Source organism: Acinetobacter sp. YH12132, from assembly GCF_013418645.1.
In the GTDB taxonomy this organism is placed as follows: Bacteria; Pseudomonadota; Gammaproteobacteria; order Pseudomonadales; family Moraxellaceae; genus Acinetobacter; species Acinetobacter indicus.
The window spans coordinates 191,348-208,726 of the sequence record NZ_VPBR01000005.1 but is presented as its reverse complement, the minus strand read 5'-3'; the positions used below and the strand labels follow the sequence as shown (position 1 = coordinate 208,726).

Annotated in this window: 14 protein-coding genes; 4 read left to right on the top strand and 10 right to left on the bottom strand. The window is 48.7% G+C overall.

The window, feature by feature from the left end:
• Nucleotides 1–64: 64 nt before the first annotated feature.
• From FTU67_RS07985 to FTU67_RS07945, 9 genes are all read right to left on the bottom strand, one after another.
• Nucleotides 65–2,056 (bottom strand): ATP-dependent helicase, encoded by a 1,992-nt coding sequence (locus FTU67_RS07985; protein WP_168399964.1) that lies wholly within the window; start codon nt 2,054–2,056, stop codon nt 65–67.
• 68 nt (nt 2,057–2,124) lie between these two features.
• A complete protein-coding gene (locus tag FTU67_RS07980) occupies nt 2,125–2,481 on the bottom strand; it encodes a hypothetical protein (RefSeq protein ID WP_252725356.1) in 357 nt (118 codons plus the stop codon).
• Between the two features lie 44 nt (nt 2,482–2,525).
• Nucleotides 2,526–3,665 (bottom strand): glycerate kinase, encoded by a 1,140-nt coding sequence (locus FTU67_RS07975; protein WP_180061622.1) that lies wholly within the window; start codon nt 3,663–3,665, stop codon nt 2,526–2,528.
• Nucleotides 3,666–3,721: 56 nt separating this feature from the next.
• A complete protein-coding gene (locus FTU67_RS07970) occupies nt 3,722–4,480 on the bottom strand; it encodes a hypothetical protein (RefSeq protein ID WP_180061621.1) in 759 nt (252 codons plus the stop codon).
• A 4-nt stretch (nt 4,481–4,484) separates the two neighbouring features.
• Nucleotides 4,485–5,288, bottom strand: coding sequence for an NYN domain-containing protein (locus FTU67_RS07965; RefSeq protein ID WP_005182091.1), 804 nt, complete (start codon nt 5,286–5,288; stop codon nt 4,485–4,487).
• A 93-nt stretch (nt 5,289–5,381) separates the two neighbouring features.
• Nucleotides 5,382–8,018 carry a type I DNA topoisomerase gene (gene topA / locus FTU67_RS07960; RefSeq protein WP_005182090.1) on the bottom strand — a complete coding sequence of 879 codons (2,637 nt, stop codon included), beginning with the start codon at nt 8,016–8,018 and terminating at the stop codon, nt 5,382–5,384.
• A gap of 33 nt (nt 8,019–8,051) precedes the next feature.
• Nucleotides 8,052–8,501 carry an ammonium transporter gene (locus FTU67_RS07955; RefSeq protein ID WP_005182089.1) on the bottom strand — a complete coding sequence of 150 codons (450 nt, stop codon included), beginning with the start codon at nt 8,499–8,501 and terminating at the stop codon, nt 8,052–8,054.
• 70 nt (nt 8,502–8,571) lie between these two features.
• Nucleotides 8,572–9,594 (bottom strand): hypothetical protein, encoded by a 1,023-nt coding sequence (locus tag FTU67_RS07950; protein ID WP_005182088.1) that lies wholly within the window; start codon nt 9,592–9,594, stop codon nt 8,572–8,574.
• Nucleotides 9,595–9,814: 220 nt separating this feature from the next.
• On the bottom strand, nt 9,815–10,060 hold the full coding sequence (locus FTU67_RS07945) for a SlyX family protein (RefSeq protein WP_005182087.1): 246 nt from the start codon (nt 10,058–10,060) through the stop codon (nt 9,815–9,817).
• A 35-nt stretch (nt 10,061–10,095) separates the two neighbouring features.
• On the opposite strand from FTU67_RS07945, the gene FTU67_RS07940 reads away from it, so the two are divergent.
• Both FTU67_RS07940 and lpxL read left to right on the top strand, forming a co-directional pair.
• Nucleotides 10,096–12,006 (top strand): ATP-binding cassette domain-containing protein, encoded by a 1,911-nt coding sequence (locus FTU67_RS07940; RefSeq protein ID WP_075174964.1) that lies wholly within the window; start codon nt 10,096–10,098, stop codon nt 12,004–12,006.
• Between the two features lie 100 nt (nt 12,007–12,106).
• Nucleotides 12,107–13,042: an LpxL/LpxP family Kdo(2)-lipid IV(A) lauroyl/palmitoleoyl acyltransferase gene (gene lpxL / locus FTU67_RS07935; protein ID WP_016659582.1), complete on the top strand. Its 936-nt coding sequence runs from the start codon at nt 12,107–12,109 to the stop codon at nt 13,040–13,042.
• Nucleotides 13,043–13,381: 339 nt separating this feature from the next.
• Here the strand turns inward: lpxL and FTU67_RS07930 are convergent, their stop codons facing one another.
• Complete coding sequence (locus FTU67_RS07930; RefSeq protein ID WP_016659584.1) at nt 13,382–14,509, bottom strand: endonuclease/exonuclease/phosphatase family protein; 1,128 nt, start codon at nt 14,507–14,509, stop codon at nt 13,382–13,384.
• 194 nt (nt 14,510–14,703) lie between these two features.
• Between FTU67_RS07930 and asd the strand changes: the two genes are divergently transcribed.
• Together asd and FTU67_RS07920 are read left to right on the top strand one after the other, a co-directional pair.
• Nucleotides 14,704–15,822 (top strand): aspartate-semialdehyde dehydrogenase, encoded by a 1,119-nt coding sequence (asd, locus tag FTU67_RS07925; protein WP_005182074.1) that lies wholly within the window; start codon nt 14,704–14,706, stop codon nt 15,820–15,822.
• Between the two features lie 125 nt (nt 15,823–15,947).
• Nucleotides 15,948–17,360, top strand: a complete 1,413-nt coding sequence (locus tag FTU67_RS07920) for a FimV family protein (RefSeq protein ID WP_171502416.1) — start codon at nt 15,948–15,950, stop codon at nt 17,358–17,360.
• Nucleotides 17,361–17,379 lie beyond the last annotated feature (19 nt).

Here is a 17,379-nt window from a genome sequence, read left to right as displayed (position 1 = left end):
CAAAAGCATGCGCCTACTCTACTCTGGAGATTGTGCATCAAGCTGCACAACACATGACTCTAGTTTAATCGAGATCAATCCCAAAATCTAAACGAATCTTCTGGCGTTCGATCAGTGCACTTTTAACAGTTTGTTCACGGGTTTTATAATGGGTTTCACTTTGACACAGGTTACGGGTCAAATCGTTCAGAAAATAGCTTTCCACAGTACGTCCCTGTTCATCGACCGTATCTCTGGCCCACCAGCTGATGTTCTGCTTGGTCAGAATCAGCTCGTTTTGCGCCCGGGTTAAAGCCACATACAGCACCCGGCGTTCTTCTTCAACTTCGTCAAAATTCCCTTGCGCCCGTGCATGTGGATACTGCCCGGCAGTGACATTGGCCACATAGCAGACCTTCTGCTCGGTACCTTTGGCCGAGTGAATGGTAATGAGCGTGACCACATCATCATCTGACTGACGTTCAATCTCGCTAATCGAAATCGGATCAAGCACATATTCTTCCAGAAACTCGCTGAGCTGACCGTGTTTGCTGGCCAGCTGCTTGACCAGATCAAAATCTTTAAGCCGTTTTGACCAGTCTTTTTTGGCGTAATTCTGTTCCAGCTGCTCCACCAGTGCCTCAATCGCCAGACTGACACAGACGTCGACTTCCTGTTTCAGTACCGCCATTTGCTTCATAATCAAAATGGTTTTATCCGGAATCCGGCCAAATTTCTCCAGCTTTTCCGCAATCTGCTCCATTTCCGGATTCAACAATAACTGCTGTGCTAGTTTACTGGCACCGACATCTCCCACGCCATTCCACAGGGTCAGAAAACGCATCCAGGCAATATCATCGGCCGGATTGGCAATGACCCGCAGCAGACTGAGCAAATCCTTAACGTGTGCCGATTCCAGTAATTTCATGCCGCCAATAAAACGATACGGAACATTGGCGGCAATAAAGGCCGCTTCAATATGCCGCGCGGCAAAACTGGAACGCACCAGCACCATATGCTCCTGCCATGCTGCGCCATGGATAAAGTGACGCTCTTTGATATCAATGGCAATCCATTTGGCTTCATCAAACTCATTCGGAAAAATGTGCATGCGCGGTTTTAAGCCGCTGCCGCGATATGCCTCCAGCCGTTTGTCATAGCCGATCGGACTTTGATCCAGCAACCAGTTCGACAGGTCCAGAATTTCCTGGGTTGAACGATAGTTGCGCTCCAGCTTATAAATCTGGGCACCCGGAACACGTTCTTTAAAGTGATGAATGTTTTCAAAGTCTGCACCACGGAAACCGTAAATCGACTGCGCATCATCACCAACACAGAACAGCTGCACCCGCTCTTTTAACGGCTCTAGTAAGGCCCATTGCAAAGGATTGGTGTCCTGCATTTCATCGACCAGCATGTGCTGGCACAACGACGCGACATAATCGACCAGCCCCTCTGATTGGGCCAGCGCCGAAGCGACAATTGCCAGAATATCGTCATAATCCAGAAAATGACGCGCCTGCTTGCGCGCTTCATATTCTTTCATGATCTCGGCAATCTGATCTTTATAATCCAGACATTCCGGCAGCTGCTTTTCTAGGGCAATACTCAGTTTTTGCCGGGTGTTACGGGCAAAAGAATACAGGTCACACAGCTGCTGCGGCTTGGGCAAGGCATTTGGATTTTTCTTGTCATCTTTACCACGCAGTAAACGGAACATCATGATCTGGTCATCACGATCAATAATCGAGAACTGTTCCAGCCCAAAGGCTTTTGGAATCCGGCGCAGCAGATACATACAGAAGGTATGGAAGGTCGAAGCACGCAAGCCCTTGGCCTGCTCGCCCAGCGCCAGTTCGACCCGCGCTACAATTTCGGCAGCGGCACGGCGGGTAAAGGTTAAAATCTGAATCTGGTTGGCCGGAACGCCCTGATCAATCAGATAAGCCGCACGCGCCACAATGGTTTTGGTTTTGCCACAGCCTGCCCCAGCCAAGACCAAACTGTGCTTTGCTTCAGTGGTGGCTGCATTTTTCTGTTGGGGATTTAACTCGTCGATGAGCTGCGCAAGTGACATACCAAATCATTTCTCGAAAATTCAAAGCGAGATCTTATCATAAGCATCCTATCAACATAAAAACTAGCCTATTTGTAAACCCGGATCGTTTTCGAATTGAGTACCTCGTATTGCAAACCCAGCTGTCTGGCCGTCATGTCCAAAAATTCAAGAAAGTTCGAATTGCGTAAATGAAGGGAAAATTGATGATTCATGTCGACATCTGAATCCACAATCAGCGTGACCTTCTTTTCAATTGCCAGCAGATTTTTTAAAACACTCAGATGCATCTCATCAAAATTAAAGGACAGCTCTCTCGGCTGTGAGTACTGCTGTACAGGATTTTTCCTGAGATAATTTTGCATATTTTCGCGGTAGGCCGGTTTTGCAAAACTGTGTACGGTGATGCAGTTCAATATCAAAACCAAGATGATCTTTTTCATCATTTCCCTATTTATCATTTTTTAAACCCTATTGGCATCTGGGTTTATCAAGCTTTCTTTAGCGATCGCATGACATTTTCGACGCTGTCGGTTAAATTATTTTCCGCATTTCGAATCGCATCTTCTACTGAAATATCAGGTGGATTAATACCAATAATCTGTGTAAATCCCGCCTCCAGCAGTGGCTCAATATCTTCACCAATCATTCCTGCAAACGCATAGACCGGTTTATTCAAGCTTTTCGCAACCTGTGCCACGCCAAATGGGGTTTTGCCCATGCAGGTCTGCCGATCAATTTTCCCTTCGCCGGTCAGGACCACATCGGCCTGTGTAATTTTTTCAGTCAACCCGGTTTGCTGAATCAGCAGTTCAACACCTGACTGAATTTTTGCGCGTGCAAAAGCAAGCAAGCCAAAGCCCAGTCCACCCGCTGCACCGGCCCCGGCCTGATGTTGCACATTAACCCCGAGCGTTGTTTCAACCAGATTGGCAAAATAACCCAAGTTCTGATCGAGAATTTTGACCAGCTCCGGTGTGGCACCTTTTTGCGGTCCAAAAATGGCCGAGGCACCATATTCCCCACAGAGCGGATTATTGACATCGCTGGCAATCAGCATCTCGGTGGTTGCCAAACGGGCATCCAAAGCACTAAGGTCAATCTCGCAGATCTGCTTTAAATTGCCGCCACAAGGTTGCACCTCCAGGCCAGCCTGATCTAAAAATTTCACCCCCAACGCTTGCGCCATTCCACTGCCGGCATCATTGGTGACACTGCCGCCCAGTCCAATCACGATTTTAGACACGCCCAGATCCAGCGCCTGGCGGATCATCTCGCCAGTGCCATAAGTAGAAGTAAGCGCCGGATTGCGCTGCGCCAACGGAATAAGATGAATACCATTGGCCTTGGCCATTTCAATGACTGCAGTTTTGCCGTCGTCAATCAGGGCAAAGTAGCTTTCAACCTGTTGCTGCGGCAAAGGACCGCGTACCCGACACGAAACTTTCTGCCCGGTACATGCATTTAACAGGGCATCGACGGTGCCTTCACCGCCATCGGCCAGCGGTACCAAGCGACAGATTGCATCCGGAAACTGCCGCAAGATTCCGCGCTGCATGGCCTGGGCGGCCTGTACTGCGCTCAGGCTTTCTTTAAAGGAATCTGGTGCAATCACAAAACGAAGTGGCATGTGGTTTATCCCCAGCGTGGGTGTCCATTGTGGATAAGTGTTGACTTATCCGCATATTAGCGTAGCCAGCCAATTTCCGCAGCGGTCAGGTCATTAATGACGGTGTATTGCAGGCTGTCCGGCATTTTGCTGGTGCTGCTACTTAGCGGAATATGCCCGCCCATTAACTCAGCTTTCTGCTGTGGATAGCGTGGCTGTTGCTGCGGGTTGGCATAACCCAGCGGATAAATCGGCAGTCCGGTGGCCAGATCATATTTATCACGGGCGCCAAAAGCATGCAGTAATTCATGCACCAGCACCACATGGTTCTGCTGGGTCTGACGCTCGGCGGCAAACAGGTTAACCGAACCAATCCGGCCTTTTTCCAGCGCGGTAGAATGTTTTAAAGCTTTTTGATGGGCTGGATCATAATAGTTTAAATACAGGGTCACATGCGGTGCGCCATCAACTGACTGATGCTGACGCCAGGCATAAAACCGGAACTTGAGACTCCAGATGATGCTATCGAGTAAAGAAGCCTGTTCCGGTACCTGTGGCGGCAACTGTTGCAGTTCCCGGCCAAGCTGCAGATAAAAATATACCGGTTGCTGGCGATACTGTGCCGCGGCCTGCTGCAAATACTGCTGCACCGTTTGAAAACTGCTGTTAGACAGCTGCTGGATATAACGCTGGGTGCTGTCCTGTCCATCGGCATTCACCGGATGCAAGAGCACCCGCACTGGTTTATTCCAGTCCTGATTCTGGTCACGATAGGCATTTACCGCCACAATGAAAAGAATCAGCAACAAGATCAGGATACGAATCTTTTTCCACATCGGCTTAAGCGCTCTGTTTTTTGAGTTTTCTCAGATACATCTGACTCATTTCAATTTTGGTTTCAAATAGATTCAGAGTTTTAATGAGTCCGGAAAGCTTGGCCCGGCCATAGTTTCTGGAATCAAAATCCGGTTTTACCGCGCTGATATATTGCCCGACCATGCCCAGATTGGCCCAGCCATTTTCATCGGCATTGTCTTTGACTGCTTTATAAATCAGATTCAGTGTGGCGCGATCCATCATCTCTGCAGCCGGGTTTTCTTTCGGCACAGTGCTGGATTTTAGCTCGGAGTTTTTTGCACTTTCTAGGTTCTTTTTGTCCTGAACCGGGCTGATTTCATCTTCTTCAGCATTTTTCAGTTCATTTTCAGAGATCAGGTTTTCAATATAAATAAATTTATCACAGGCTTTTTTAAAGGCTTCCGGAGTGGATTTTTTGCCAAACCCATAAACACTCAGGCCATTTTCACGAATCCGCGAAGCCAGCGGAGTAAAGTCACTGTCACTGGATACAATACAGAAACCATCCAGCGCTCCGGCATAGAGTAAATCCATGGCATCAATAATCAGGATCATGTCGGTGGCATCTTTGCCTTTGGTATAGGCAAACTGCTGTACCGGGGTAATGGCATGCGGCAACAGCACATCACGCCACTTTTTCAGGGTTTCACTGCTCCAGTCCCCATAGACCCGTTTCACGCTGGCAATGCCATATTTGGCGACTTCTTCAAGCACCGAAGCAATAGCGTGAATCGAAGAGTTATCGGCATCAATTAACACCGCAAATTTTTTTGTTTGGATATCCACCGGTTCCCCAAGCGCTTATTATTCAAATTTATTGTGGAGTTGATTTTGACATAAAAAATGCCGACTGATGTCGGCATTTTTTATTTTTAGCTTTTAGGCTTCAACCCATTTGCCATCCTGATATACCAGACTCCATTTGGTCTGCTTGCCTTCAGGGGTTTCAGAGCCAATATATTGCGCCTGATTTTTACGGCTGAATTTCACCAGAGTCGGGTTGCCTTCTGGGTCTACATCGGGTGCTTGCAAAATGAATTGATATTTTGGATCAAGCTGGTCAGCAACCGTACGCAGTTCCGCCACCTTCGGTGCACGGGTTTCACGCACTTTCGGGAACTTGCTGGCCGCCAGGAATAGACCGGCAGCGCCATCACGCAGGACAAAGAAGTCATCGTGCTTGGTCGAGCGTAAATGTTCCATCTTGATGGGGTCGACACGCGGCGGCGCAGGCTGACCGTTTTTCAAGACTTTACGGGTATTGTCACAGCTGGTGCAGGCAAAGTATGGACCAAAACGGCCAGTTTTCAGCTGCATTTCGCCATCACATTTATCACATGGAATGGTCGGGCCATCATAGCCTTTAATCTTGAACTCGCCTTCTTCCAGCTCAAAACCGGCACAGTCCGGGTTATTACCGCAAATATGCAATTTACGGCCACCATCAATCACGTAGCTATCCATGGCAGTTTCACAGATCGGGCAGCGTTTTTTCGACATCAGGTCGGCGGTTTCAGCACTGTCATCATCTGACAGGGCTGCCAGAGACTCTACAGGTGTTAAATTCAGAGTGCCCTTACAGCGTTCTTTTGGCGGCAGGTTATAACCGGAACAGCCGAGGAATACCCCGGTAGTGCCGGTACGAATCTGCATTGGACGTTCGCATTCCGGACAATGCACGGCATCCACTTCCACCGGCAGGTTACGGCGCATACCCTGTTCGCCCTGTGCATTGGTCAAACGGGTTTTAAAATCACCATAGAAGCTGTCGAGCAGATCTTTCCAGTTGCGTTCACCATCGGCCACTTTATCCAGCTGACCTTCTAAGTCCGCGGTAAAGTCGTAGTTCATCAGGTTGTTAAAGCTTTCATCCAGACGGTCGGTGACAATTTCACCCATCTTTTCCGCAAACAGGCGGCGGTTTTCCAGCTTGACATAACCACGGTCCTGAATGGTGGAAATAATCGCCGCATAGGTCGATGGGCGGCCAATGCCACGTTTTTCCAGTTCTTTCACCAGCGAGGCTTCGGTAAAACGTGCAGGCGGCTTGGTAAAGTGTTGTGATGGGTCCAGCTTTTGCAGTTTCAGCACTTCGCCGACTTTCACTGCAGGCAGCAATACATCATCATCAGACTTGTTCTGACCACGTACTTTGGTAAAACCATCAAAGACCAGGGTACGGCCTTTGGCTTTCAGTTCTACCCCATTGGCATTGACCAGAATGGTCGATGATAAATACTCGGCCGGAGTCATCTGACAGGCCACAAACTGACGCCAGATTAAATCGTATAAACGCTGGGCATCACGCTCGACACCAGCCAGGCTGTCGCCTTTCAGACCGACATTGGATGGACGAATCGCTTCGTGAGCCTCTTGCGCGCCGGCTTTGTTGCCGTAGCGGTTTGGCTTGGCCGGTAAATATTTTTGGCCATACTCGGATTCAATATGCGTACGCACCATATTCACGGCGTCATCACTCAGGAACGTCGAGTCGGTACGCATATAGGTAATAAAACCGGCTTCATACAGACGCTGTGCCAACATCATGGTTTTCTTGACCGAGAAACCTAGACGGGTACTGGCCGCCTGTTGCAGCGTTGATGTGATATATGGCGCACTCGGATTCACCTTGGTTGGCTTGTCTTCACGTGCAGCCACCGTATAGTCTGCATCTTTAATCAGGTTCAGCAAGGCATCGGTTTCAGCCTTGTTACGCAGCTTTAGGGTCTTGCCATTTTGCTTGACTGCTTCCAGACGAATATCATCTTGTGCAGATTTGGTATCGGCAAATACCTGCCAGTATTCTTCCGGAATGAAGGCACGAATTTCACGTTCACGCTCTACCACCAGTTTGACGGCTACTGACTGGACACGACCGGCTGACAGACCACGGGCAATTTTTTCCCACAGCAATGGCGAAATCATAAAGCCAACCACACGGTCCAGGAAACGGCGCGCCTGCTGCGCATTGACTTTATTGGTGTCTAGACGTGCCGGATGCTTAAAGGCTTCCTGAATGGCATTTTTGGTAATTTCGTTAAATACCACACGCTGATAACGCGCATCATCACCGCCAATGACTTCTTTTAAATGCCAGGCAATGGCTTCCCCTTCACGGTCCAAATCCGTTGCCAGATAGACTTCATCGACCTGCGATGCCAGTTTTTTCAATTCAGCAACAACATTTTCCTTGCCCGGTAGCACTTCATACTGGGCTTTCCAGCCATGCTCCGGGTCTACCCCCATGCGGTTGACCAAGGCCTGCTGAGCTTTTTCTGCTTTTTGTGCTTCGGTCAGTTTGGCACGTGTGGTGGTTTTCTTTTCTGTACTTTTACTGGCGCCTGTAGGCAAATCACGCACGTGACCGACCGACGACTTTACAATGTAATTCGAACCGAGGTATTTGTTGATTGTTTTCGCTTTTGCAGGCGACTCCACAATCACCAAGGCACGTTTAGCGCCATCGGCAGATTTTGCTGTAGTGCTTTTCGATGTGGAGCGAGGAGCGTTCGCCATAGTTAACCGTAGTTCCTGTGAAAATGTTTTAAATTAAAGTTCAGCCAAAGAATGTAAATATGCCTTGATGTCATCCAGTTGGGTGGCTTTCAGATCAGCTTCTTCATCCCAATAGAGTCCTACACAGTTTGCCTGCATATCAATAGCATAAATGCCCTTTAATGCAACGGGTGTATGATTAAATTTTTCCTCACCATGCACCAGTTCAAGCTGCTGATCGACCACCCGGGCGCGCATTAACGGCAAGCGGGCCTCTGGAATCAGTACGCTATAATAGGCCACCATACTGGCACGGCTTTCTGTGGCCATCGGAATTTTGGTCCAGTCCGGCGCAGCCACCAGACGCGGATGCAGGCCCATCTTGCGGGCTTTTTCACGCATCAGGCCGAGGGCTTTTTCTCTTGGACTGACACGCAAACCAAAAATCGAGCCCAGCACAAAAATGATGATGGCCAGTGCCACCCAAATTCCAGTATTTTCCATAGCTCAACCTTTATGTTCTTTTATTAGAGTTGCATAAGCGCCATATAAAACGCAAGTTTGCACGATAAAATTAATTCAGGAACATTTCGTGGCTATAGACCACTTCATGCCCGTTCCAGTAGATATAGCCTTTTTCCAGCAGTTCCTTGAGCAATAACCGCACGTCGGACTGGGGAAACATCTGTTCTAACAGGTCACGCAAGGCATAAATATCTTTGGGTTTATCGGCTTTCAGTTCGCGCAGTTTACGCGCCACTTCCAGCTGTACCGGATCAATCTGGTCAAAGTTTTTAAACAGCGGCTGCTGCGCACTTTGAATCGGCGCGGCGACAGAGTCCTGTTCAATAACAGGAGCAGCTCCGCTTTCTGTCGACTGTAACTGTTTTAAGGCCTGATCCAAACTGCTGGCCACCGGTGTTTTTTCAGCAGAGGCATTTAAATCCAGCTGAATCCACTGTTTCAGCACCTTCTTGCGAAAGGCAATTTGCTCATCATAACGCTTGATAATTTTCAGATTAATTAACAAACCGACCAGACGCTGGGCTTTTTCCGGCACCACCTGCAAAATATTGCTGAGAGAGTTTTTCAGCTTCTCGACCGTATTCGGTTTACCACTCATTTTTGCCAGAGCATCACAGTATTTTTTGACCAGTTGCAAATACGGTTTTTGCTGGATGGTGGCAATACTCGGCAAGCTGTATTTTGGCGTATGAAGTGGCTGCGCCGCATCTTCTGGCTGAATCAAAATCAGATGGGCACTGATATTCGAGGCCTGTAGCATCTGCACCAGAATATCGCTGCTGTCCTGGGCCGAAATAATTTCGACATGGCTATCTGGCTCAAGTAATGCCATTAACTGCCCGACCACCACGGCATATTCAAACTCTTTATGCGGTGCTTCTGGGGTGTCCAGTACCACCACCTGAGCGCTATTCATCCAGCTGGCCAGTTCAGTCAGGTCATCCAGCGCGTACTCAAAGCGTCCGGCACAGTTAAACAGGTAGAGTGTCGAATAATGCTGCAGAATATCGCGCAGCAGTTGTGCCGTAGGCATATTCTGTTCAAGATCTAAAAGTACAACTTTCTGGGTCATGACAAAAAATAAAGGATCTGAGAGCCGAAAGTGGGCATTAGAGCCGGAAGTGAGATAAAGGTCAAATTTTTTTATTGCGGCGCTGTGATCGCTGCCTCAAAAGCGGCTGGAGCTAAACCGATCTACCAGTATCTTCTTTATATGGATACCTTAAAATAAACCCGCATTCAGGCTGCGGGTTTATCAATAGATTGTGCGGAATGTTCTAGCAATTGACGGATTAATAATGCGGCGGAATATTGGTCAGCGGATCGAAGGGAGCAATGCCTTCAGACAGGTCAGCTGACTCAACCCGTTGATAAAGCAGCTGCATTTGTTTCTTGAGGTCGGCAATTTCCAGATTCTGTTTAGTCACCTGCTCATTCAGCTGTTCAACTAAATCATCTAAAAATGCAATTCGGACTTGCAAATCTTCAATGGGTGCGGAAAATGACGCCTGATCATTTAGATTTTGTTGTTTAGTCATTTTAAATCCTCATTTGAGATTTTTCAGGAAACACTATGGCCTATATTACCCTAAGGGATGTCCAACTCGCGTTTGGTGGACCCGCCCTGCTCGACGGCGCGAACTTTACTCTTGAACGTGGCGAACGAGTGTGTTTGATCGGCCGTAATGGTGAAGGTAAGTCTACCTTACTTAAACTGATTGAAGGAAGCTTACTGCCCGATGCCGGTGAAGTCTCGATTCAAAATGGCTTAACCGTGTCCATGCTCACCCAGGATGTCCCGATGGATTCGGGCAAGGTTGCCGATATTGTCGCCGATGGTGCCGGTGAAGCAGCAGAGGTCCTGCGTGCCTATCATGCCGCCAATGATGCCTGCGTACTGGGCGATATGGCCGCCTGCGAGCGCATGGGTGAACTGCAACACAAACTGGATCAGCTTGATGGCTGGGCACTGGAAAACAAGGTCAACTCTATTTTAAGCAAAATGGGGCTGGACCCGAATGCCGATCTGGCAGATCTTTCCGGTGGCCGTAAACGCCGCGTGCTGCTGGCCCGTGCCCTGCTGACCCAACCGGACATCCTGTTACTGGATGAGCCGACTAACCATTTAGATGTTGAAAGTATCGAATGGCTGGAAAAATTCCTGCTCGATCAGAACAACCTGACCTTATTGTTTATTTCGCACGACCGGACCTTTGTTGACAGTCTGGCGACCCGTATTGTCGAACTGGATCGCGGGATTCTGCGCAGTTATGAAGGCAACTATTCACGCTATCTGGATCTCAAAGCCCAGCAGCTGGAAGCAGAAGAAAAACAGAATGCCCTGTTTGAGAAAAAACTGGCCGAAGAAGAAGCCTGGATCCGTCAGGGTATTAAAGCGCGTCGTACCCGCAACGAAGGTCGTGTTCGTGCCCTGAAAGCCTTACGCGAAGAATCCAAAGCGCGTCGCTTCCAACAAGGCAAAGTCAACATGGGGGTACAGGAAGCTGCGCGTTCAGGCAAACTGGTCTTTGATATTGAGCATCTGGGCGTCAGCTATGATGGCAAGCCGCTAATCAAAGACTTCTCGGCCATTGTCATGCGTGGCGACCGGATTGGTCTGGTCGGAGATAACGGGGTCGGTAAAACCACCCTGATTAAAGCCATTTTGGATGAAGTGGAACACAGCGGTACCGTTAAAATTGGCACCCAACTGGAAATTGCCTATTTTGATCAGCTGCGTAACCAGCTCGATTTGGAAAAATCGGTCAAGGACAACGTTTCTGAAGGTTCCGACTTTGTTGATGTCAATGGACAGCGCCGTCATATCTACAGCTATCTGCAAGACTTCCTGTTTAACCCGGAACGTGCGCGTACCCCGGTCAAAGCCTTGTCCGGTGGTGAACGTAACCGCGTGCTACTGGCCAAACTCTTGCTGAAACCATCCAATTTAATTGTGATGGATGAGCCGACCAACGATCTGGATATGGTCACGCTGGAACTACTGGAAGAAATGCTGGCTGAATACAAAGGCACCTTGCTGCTGATTTCGCATGACCGTGCCTTTATGGACAACGTGGTCACCTCGACCTGGGTGTTTGATGGCAAAGGCCATATTGAAGAATATGTCGGCGGCTATCAGGACTATTTACAGCAGCGTCCGGATCAAACCGTGGTTGACCAGAAAATGGCGGTGAAAAAGGCCCAGGCCAAGGCAGAAGCAGCAAAAGTAGAAGCTGCTCCGGCGCCTGTGAAAAAGAAACTCAGCTATAAAGATCAGCGTGAGCTGGACCAGCTGCCGGCTGAAATTGAAGCGCTGGAAACAGAACAGGCTGAACTGTCAGAGAAACTGGCTGATGGTTCCTGGTTTGTATCCGATGCCGAAGCTGCAACCCAAGCCTCGCAGCGTCTGGCAGAAATTGAAGAAATCCTGCTGGAAAAACTGGAACGCTGGGATGAGCTGGAAAATATGAGCAAAGGCGGTTAATTCACCCGCTTCACAGCATCTGCCGGACAGCGGCAGATGCTTTTTATCTTCAAAATCGTTCATGCTACACTGCATTTAACCTTCATTTTAAAACGTCACTATGCCGCAACCGCAAGATTATCAACCTGGTGAATTTCAATGGTCCTTTCTGCTACCGAAATACTGGAGCATCTGGATCGGTATTATCTTCCTGATGATTTTGGCAATCTTGCCGTGGGCCATTCAGTACCGTTTAGGCCAGTGGCTGGGCCAGCTGGCGTTTCGCTATCTGCATTCACGCCGTAAAACCACTGTCCGCAATCTGGAGCTTTGCTTTCCAGAATGGTCTGCGCAAGAGGTGCAGGACAACGCGCGCCAGGTTTTTGTTGACCAGATGATTGGCGTATTTGAAACCCTAAATGCCTGGTATAGCCCGAAATGGTTCCAGGGCCGGGTCAGTATTGAAGGTCTGGAATATATTCAGCAGGCGCAAGCGGAAGGCAAAGGCGTCTTGTTGCTGGGCACCCACTCGACCCTGCTTGATGCTGGCGGCTATTTATGTGCCCAGTATTTTGAACCTGATGTGGTCTATCGTCCGCAGAACAATCCGCTGTTAGATATGCTGATTTACCGCTGCCGGGCCACCATTTATGCCCATCAGATTGACCATGATGATATGCGTGGTCTGGTACGCAACCTGAAAAATGGCCATGCCATCTGGTACAGTCCGGATCAGGATTTTGGCCTGAAACAAGGCGTAATGGCGCCATTCTTTGGCGTGCCGGCAGCCACCGTGACTGCGCATCGTCGTTTACTGAAAATGACCAAAGCCGCCGCAATTCCGCTGTATTTCTACCGCCATGGTGATCTTAAAAATCCGAAATATCATGTCTTGATTGAGCCACCGGTTGAGCGTTTACCAAGTGAGGATGAAGTCGATGATGCGACGCGTGTTAATTTGATTATTGAACGTCAGCTGCGCATCGCGCCGACTCAATATATGTGGTTTCATCGCCGTTTTAAGACCCGTCCACAAGGCTATGAGCAGCTGTACTAAGCAATACAGCTGTATTAAGCCAATCTTTCTGCGAGTCAAATACCATATGCTGATCAAAATACCAGGACACGACAGCCCATAAAGTTAAACCCGAGTTCTGCATCCTGCAAAACTCGGGCTTATGAGGTTGTGCTTTCAAAACTTTTTTGTTGTTATCTCTGGCTTTCCATTCCTGCATCATCTCCATGATGACAATCCACCGGCTTCAACTTCCTTAACGGGACTCTCCTTTCCCAACTCCATCTGCCGATATGCTTAGAATACGCAGCTTGCTCGGTTTCAGCTATTGGCCATCGGCCTAAATCTGTGTAAGCCATTTCTTACACTTTTCCTCAAATTTCATGGCGTCTTGCTGCCCTGCTTATAATCCTGAGCCAAATCATCGGTCACGATTTTTTCTTCCCGCTCGGCTTTTTCAATGCCTTCCTGAATCGCCTCCTGCGCTTCTTCTTCATCGGCTTCAGTCTGTTCCAGCTCTTCCTGAATGTGCTCAAACACCCGACCGGTCTGTAACACCACATAGACCGGAAAATGATCTGAGCCCATATGTGGCAAACGCTTCATCTCCACCAAGGCAAAATCGGTACTGTGAAACACATGGTCCAGCGACCAGCGCAATAAGGGATAATCTGCATGGAAAGTATTGACATAATGCCGGCCGACGCGCGGGTCCAGCAGGCCACTGATGCGCTGAAACAGACGTGTGGTGCGGGACCAGGCCACATCATTCAGGTCGCCCATCACAATACAGCTTTCATCCAGATCTTTAATCTGATCGCCGACAATTAATAGCTCGGCATCACGCAGGGTCGAATCTTTGGCTTCAGTCGGACTCGGCGGTTTTGGATGCAGACAATACAGCTGCACCGGCTGGCCTGAACGCAAGATGACCGTGGTATGAATTGACGGAATTTCATCGCTAAGGATAAATTTCACTTCAGTCTCTTTTAAGGGCAGGCGGCTATAGAGATGCATGCCATATAAATTGTCCAGCGGCACCGGCACGCGATAAGGATAATCCGGTTCAATCACCGCCAGCTGCTGCTGCCAGACCGTATCGGTTTCCAGCGTCAGTACCAAATCGGGCTGGTATTTCCGGATTTCAGCAATGAGCAGGTGATATTTCTGGTTGGTGGTCAGCACATTGGAGACCATTAACGAAATTTGCTGATCAGGGTTCAGCTGCTCCGGCTTGACCTTTTTGACCTGCTTTTTCCAGATAAAGGTATAAGGCAGCACCATTTTCAGCTGGTACGCCAGAGCGGCAATCAGACCGGTTAAAATCACATAGCGCGGCGTATCCCAGGCCGCATCCCACAGCAGCATCAGCACAAAGGCCACAATCCCCAGCACCAGAACCTGCAATCTGGGAAAATCGGCACCTCGAAACCACCATTCATCCCGCGGAATCAGCGACCAGAAGCTGATCCAGATGACGAAAATGGCCAGCATTTCCACCCAAATCATATGCACCTACTTAGAAAGTTCATTTTTCTCGTTTTTTTTAAATAGAAATCTAACGTTATCAATTTTGTATGTAACACAAACAAGTTATTTCACTCAATAATAATGATGTTTTGATTATGTAGAGCTTGCAGTTGTGTCCCCTTTTGATACACTCATACTCCTTTTTGTTTTTTTACGCACCGAGGCAAAGTGACATGAAAGTAGGTCTGGTCGGTTGGCGCGGGATGGTAGGTTCCGTCCTTATGCAACGTATGGTTGAAGAGAATGATTTTGCTCATTTTGAGCCATTTTATTTCTCTACCAGTAATGCCGGTGGTGAAGCACCAGCGTTTGGCGGTAAAACTGCCCCAGCACTTATGGATGCAACGGACATTAACAGTCTGAAGCAAATGGATGTCATTATTACCTGTCAAGGTGGCGACTATACCTCAGACGTGTTCCCGAAACTGAAAGCTGAAGGCTGGAACGGTTACTGGATTGATGCAGCATCTACCCTGCGTATGGATGATGAAGCAATTATCGTACTTGATCCGGTGAACATGAACGTGATTAAAGACGGTCTGGTGAAAGGCACCAAAACATTTGTGGGCGGTAACTGTACGGTTTCACTCATGTTGATGGGCTTAGGCGGTCTGTTCCAGAACAATCTGGTGGAATGGGCAACCTCGATGACTTATCAGGCTGCTTCTGGTGCAGGCGCGCAAAACATGCGTGAACTGATCACCGGTATGGGCTACCTGTATAACAACACCAAAGAACTGCTAGATGACCCACGTTCTCCAATTCTGGACATCGACTCTAAAATTGCTGAACTGCAACGTGGCGAAGGTTTCCCGTCAGCCAACTTTGGTGTACCGCTTGCTGGCTCTTTAATTCCATACATCGACAAACAGCTGGAAAATGGCCAGTCGAAAGAAGAATGGAAAGGTCAGTCTGAAACCAACAAGATTTTAGGCAACCAGCAAATCGTACCAATTGATGGTCACTGTGTCCGTATTGGTGCCATGCGTTGTCACTCTCAGGCCCTTACCCTGAAACTGCGTAAAGATGTACCTCTGGATGAAATCGAAGATATCATCGCCAGCGCCAATGACTGGTCGAAAGTGGTACCAAATACCCGTGAAGCCTCTATGACAGATTTAACCCCTGTTGCAGTAACCGGTACCTTAACTGTTCCTGTGGGCCGTTTACGCAAGCTGAACATGGGTAAAGAATACCTGGGCGCGTTCACCGTCGGTGACCAGTTGCTTTGGGGTGCGGCAGAACCATTACGCCGTATGCTACGCATCTTAATTGACTATAAAAACGCGTAAGCCTTTTAAGCAAAAGTAAATTACAAAAAGCCGATCTGAAAAGATCGGCTTTTTATGTAACTAGCCTGTAAATATTTTACAATCGACTTACAACTCGCTAATCTATTCTTTTCGCTATGCGATAAATGACCGAGCTAACGATTAAGATGACCGTATATAACAAATTAAAGATCGCGATTTTAGCTATTCTTGCCTCACAACATATTCATGCGATTAATGTCGATCCTGTTCAGATTCAGTCAGCACCTGGGGAATTGCTGTATGCTGAAATGAACTTCCGTCAGTCCAATGTCAATGCGCCAATTGAAGTCAGTCTGGCCTCGGCAGAAGACTTGATGGCCATTGGTGCCAGCCATCGTCCACCGGGTCATTTAAATTTCTTTACCCGACGTGATGGTGCCGGCAACGGGGTGATTACCATTACCTCTTCTCGGCCACTGACCGATACCGAACTGAATATTGTGGTCAAAATTCGTGAAGGCTCGGCCACGCGTTTACAGCATATTAAAACCTCACTAAAACGTAGTACCCTGGCAGAACAACGCGCGCAGTTGCAACCGAAAGAGCAGCCACTAACACCGGTCATGGTCGTGAATGAACGGGACATTGCCTTAAACTTGCCGACCAGTACCGCCTATACCACAGCCACGGCATCTGCCAGCACCACGCGCAGTGTAGAAGCACCCCTAGCGATTCAAGCCAGCCCGCCACCGGCTTTAAGTCCATCAACCACACCAGCTGTCAGCGCAGCAGCACAGCCGGCTGCAAGCCCTGTGTCAGCGGTTACGCCATCGACTTCGGCGACATCAGCTCAACCGGCCTCTACACATAACGCGGGCAACACAGCTGCCGTAAATACAGCTGCTCCGGTTTCAGCAGATCCACTGGTCAAGAAATATGCCGAGCAGTTAAAAGCTCAGCAACAGCAAGCACCGGCAAAGCCGGCACCAGTTACAGCACCCAAAGCACCTGCTCCATCTGCGCCAGCATCAACCACAGCACGGCATGTGGTGCAATCCAATGAATCGCTATGGGCCATTGCCTCACGTATTGCCGCAGAGAACCAGCAGCCGGTCGGCGAAGTGATGCAGCAGATTAAAGCCCACAATGAACATGCCTTTATTCAGGGCGATGCCAACCGTTTACGCCGCGGTGCAACCTTGAATTTACAGGCCGTCAGCAGCGGGCAAAAAGCCGCGAAAAAGACCGTGCCAATCCCGGCAACCCAGCCTTCACGCCAGTCTGGCAAGGCCAAATACCGGATCAGTCAGGCCGAAATGAGTCTGGTGGCAGAAAATCAGCAAGATTCTGCCCAAGGTTCTGCCAAAAAGAACACACAAAGCGCGCAAACCTCAGAAGAGTTGTCACTAAAAGTTATGACAGCGCGTGAGAAAACCGTTAAATTACAGAGAAACGTAACACAGTTAGAATTGGCATTAAGTCAGAAGGATCAAAGAATTCAATTACTCAATGCGCGTCTTGCTGAATTGCAACAACAGTTGAAAAAGCAACAAGCCGAAAATAAGCCAAAACTCTAACGTATTACTCAACATGATT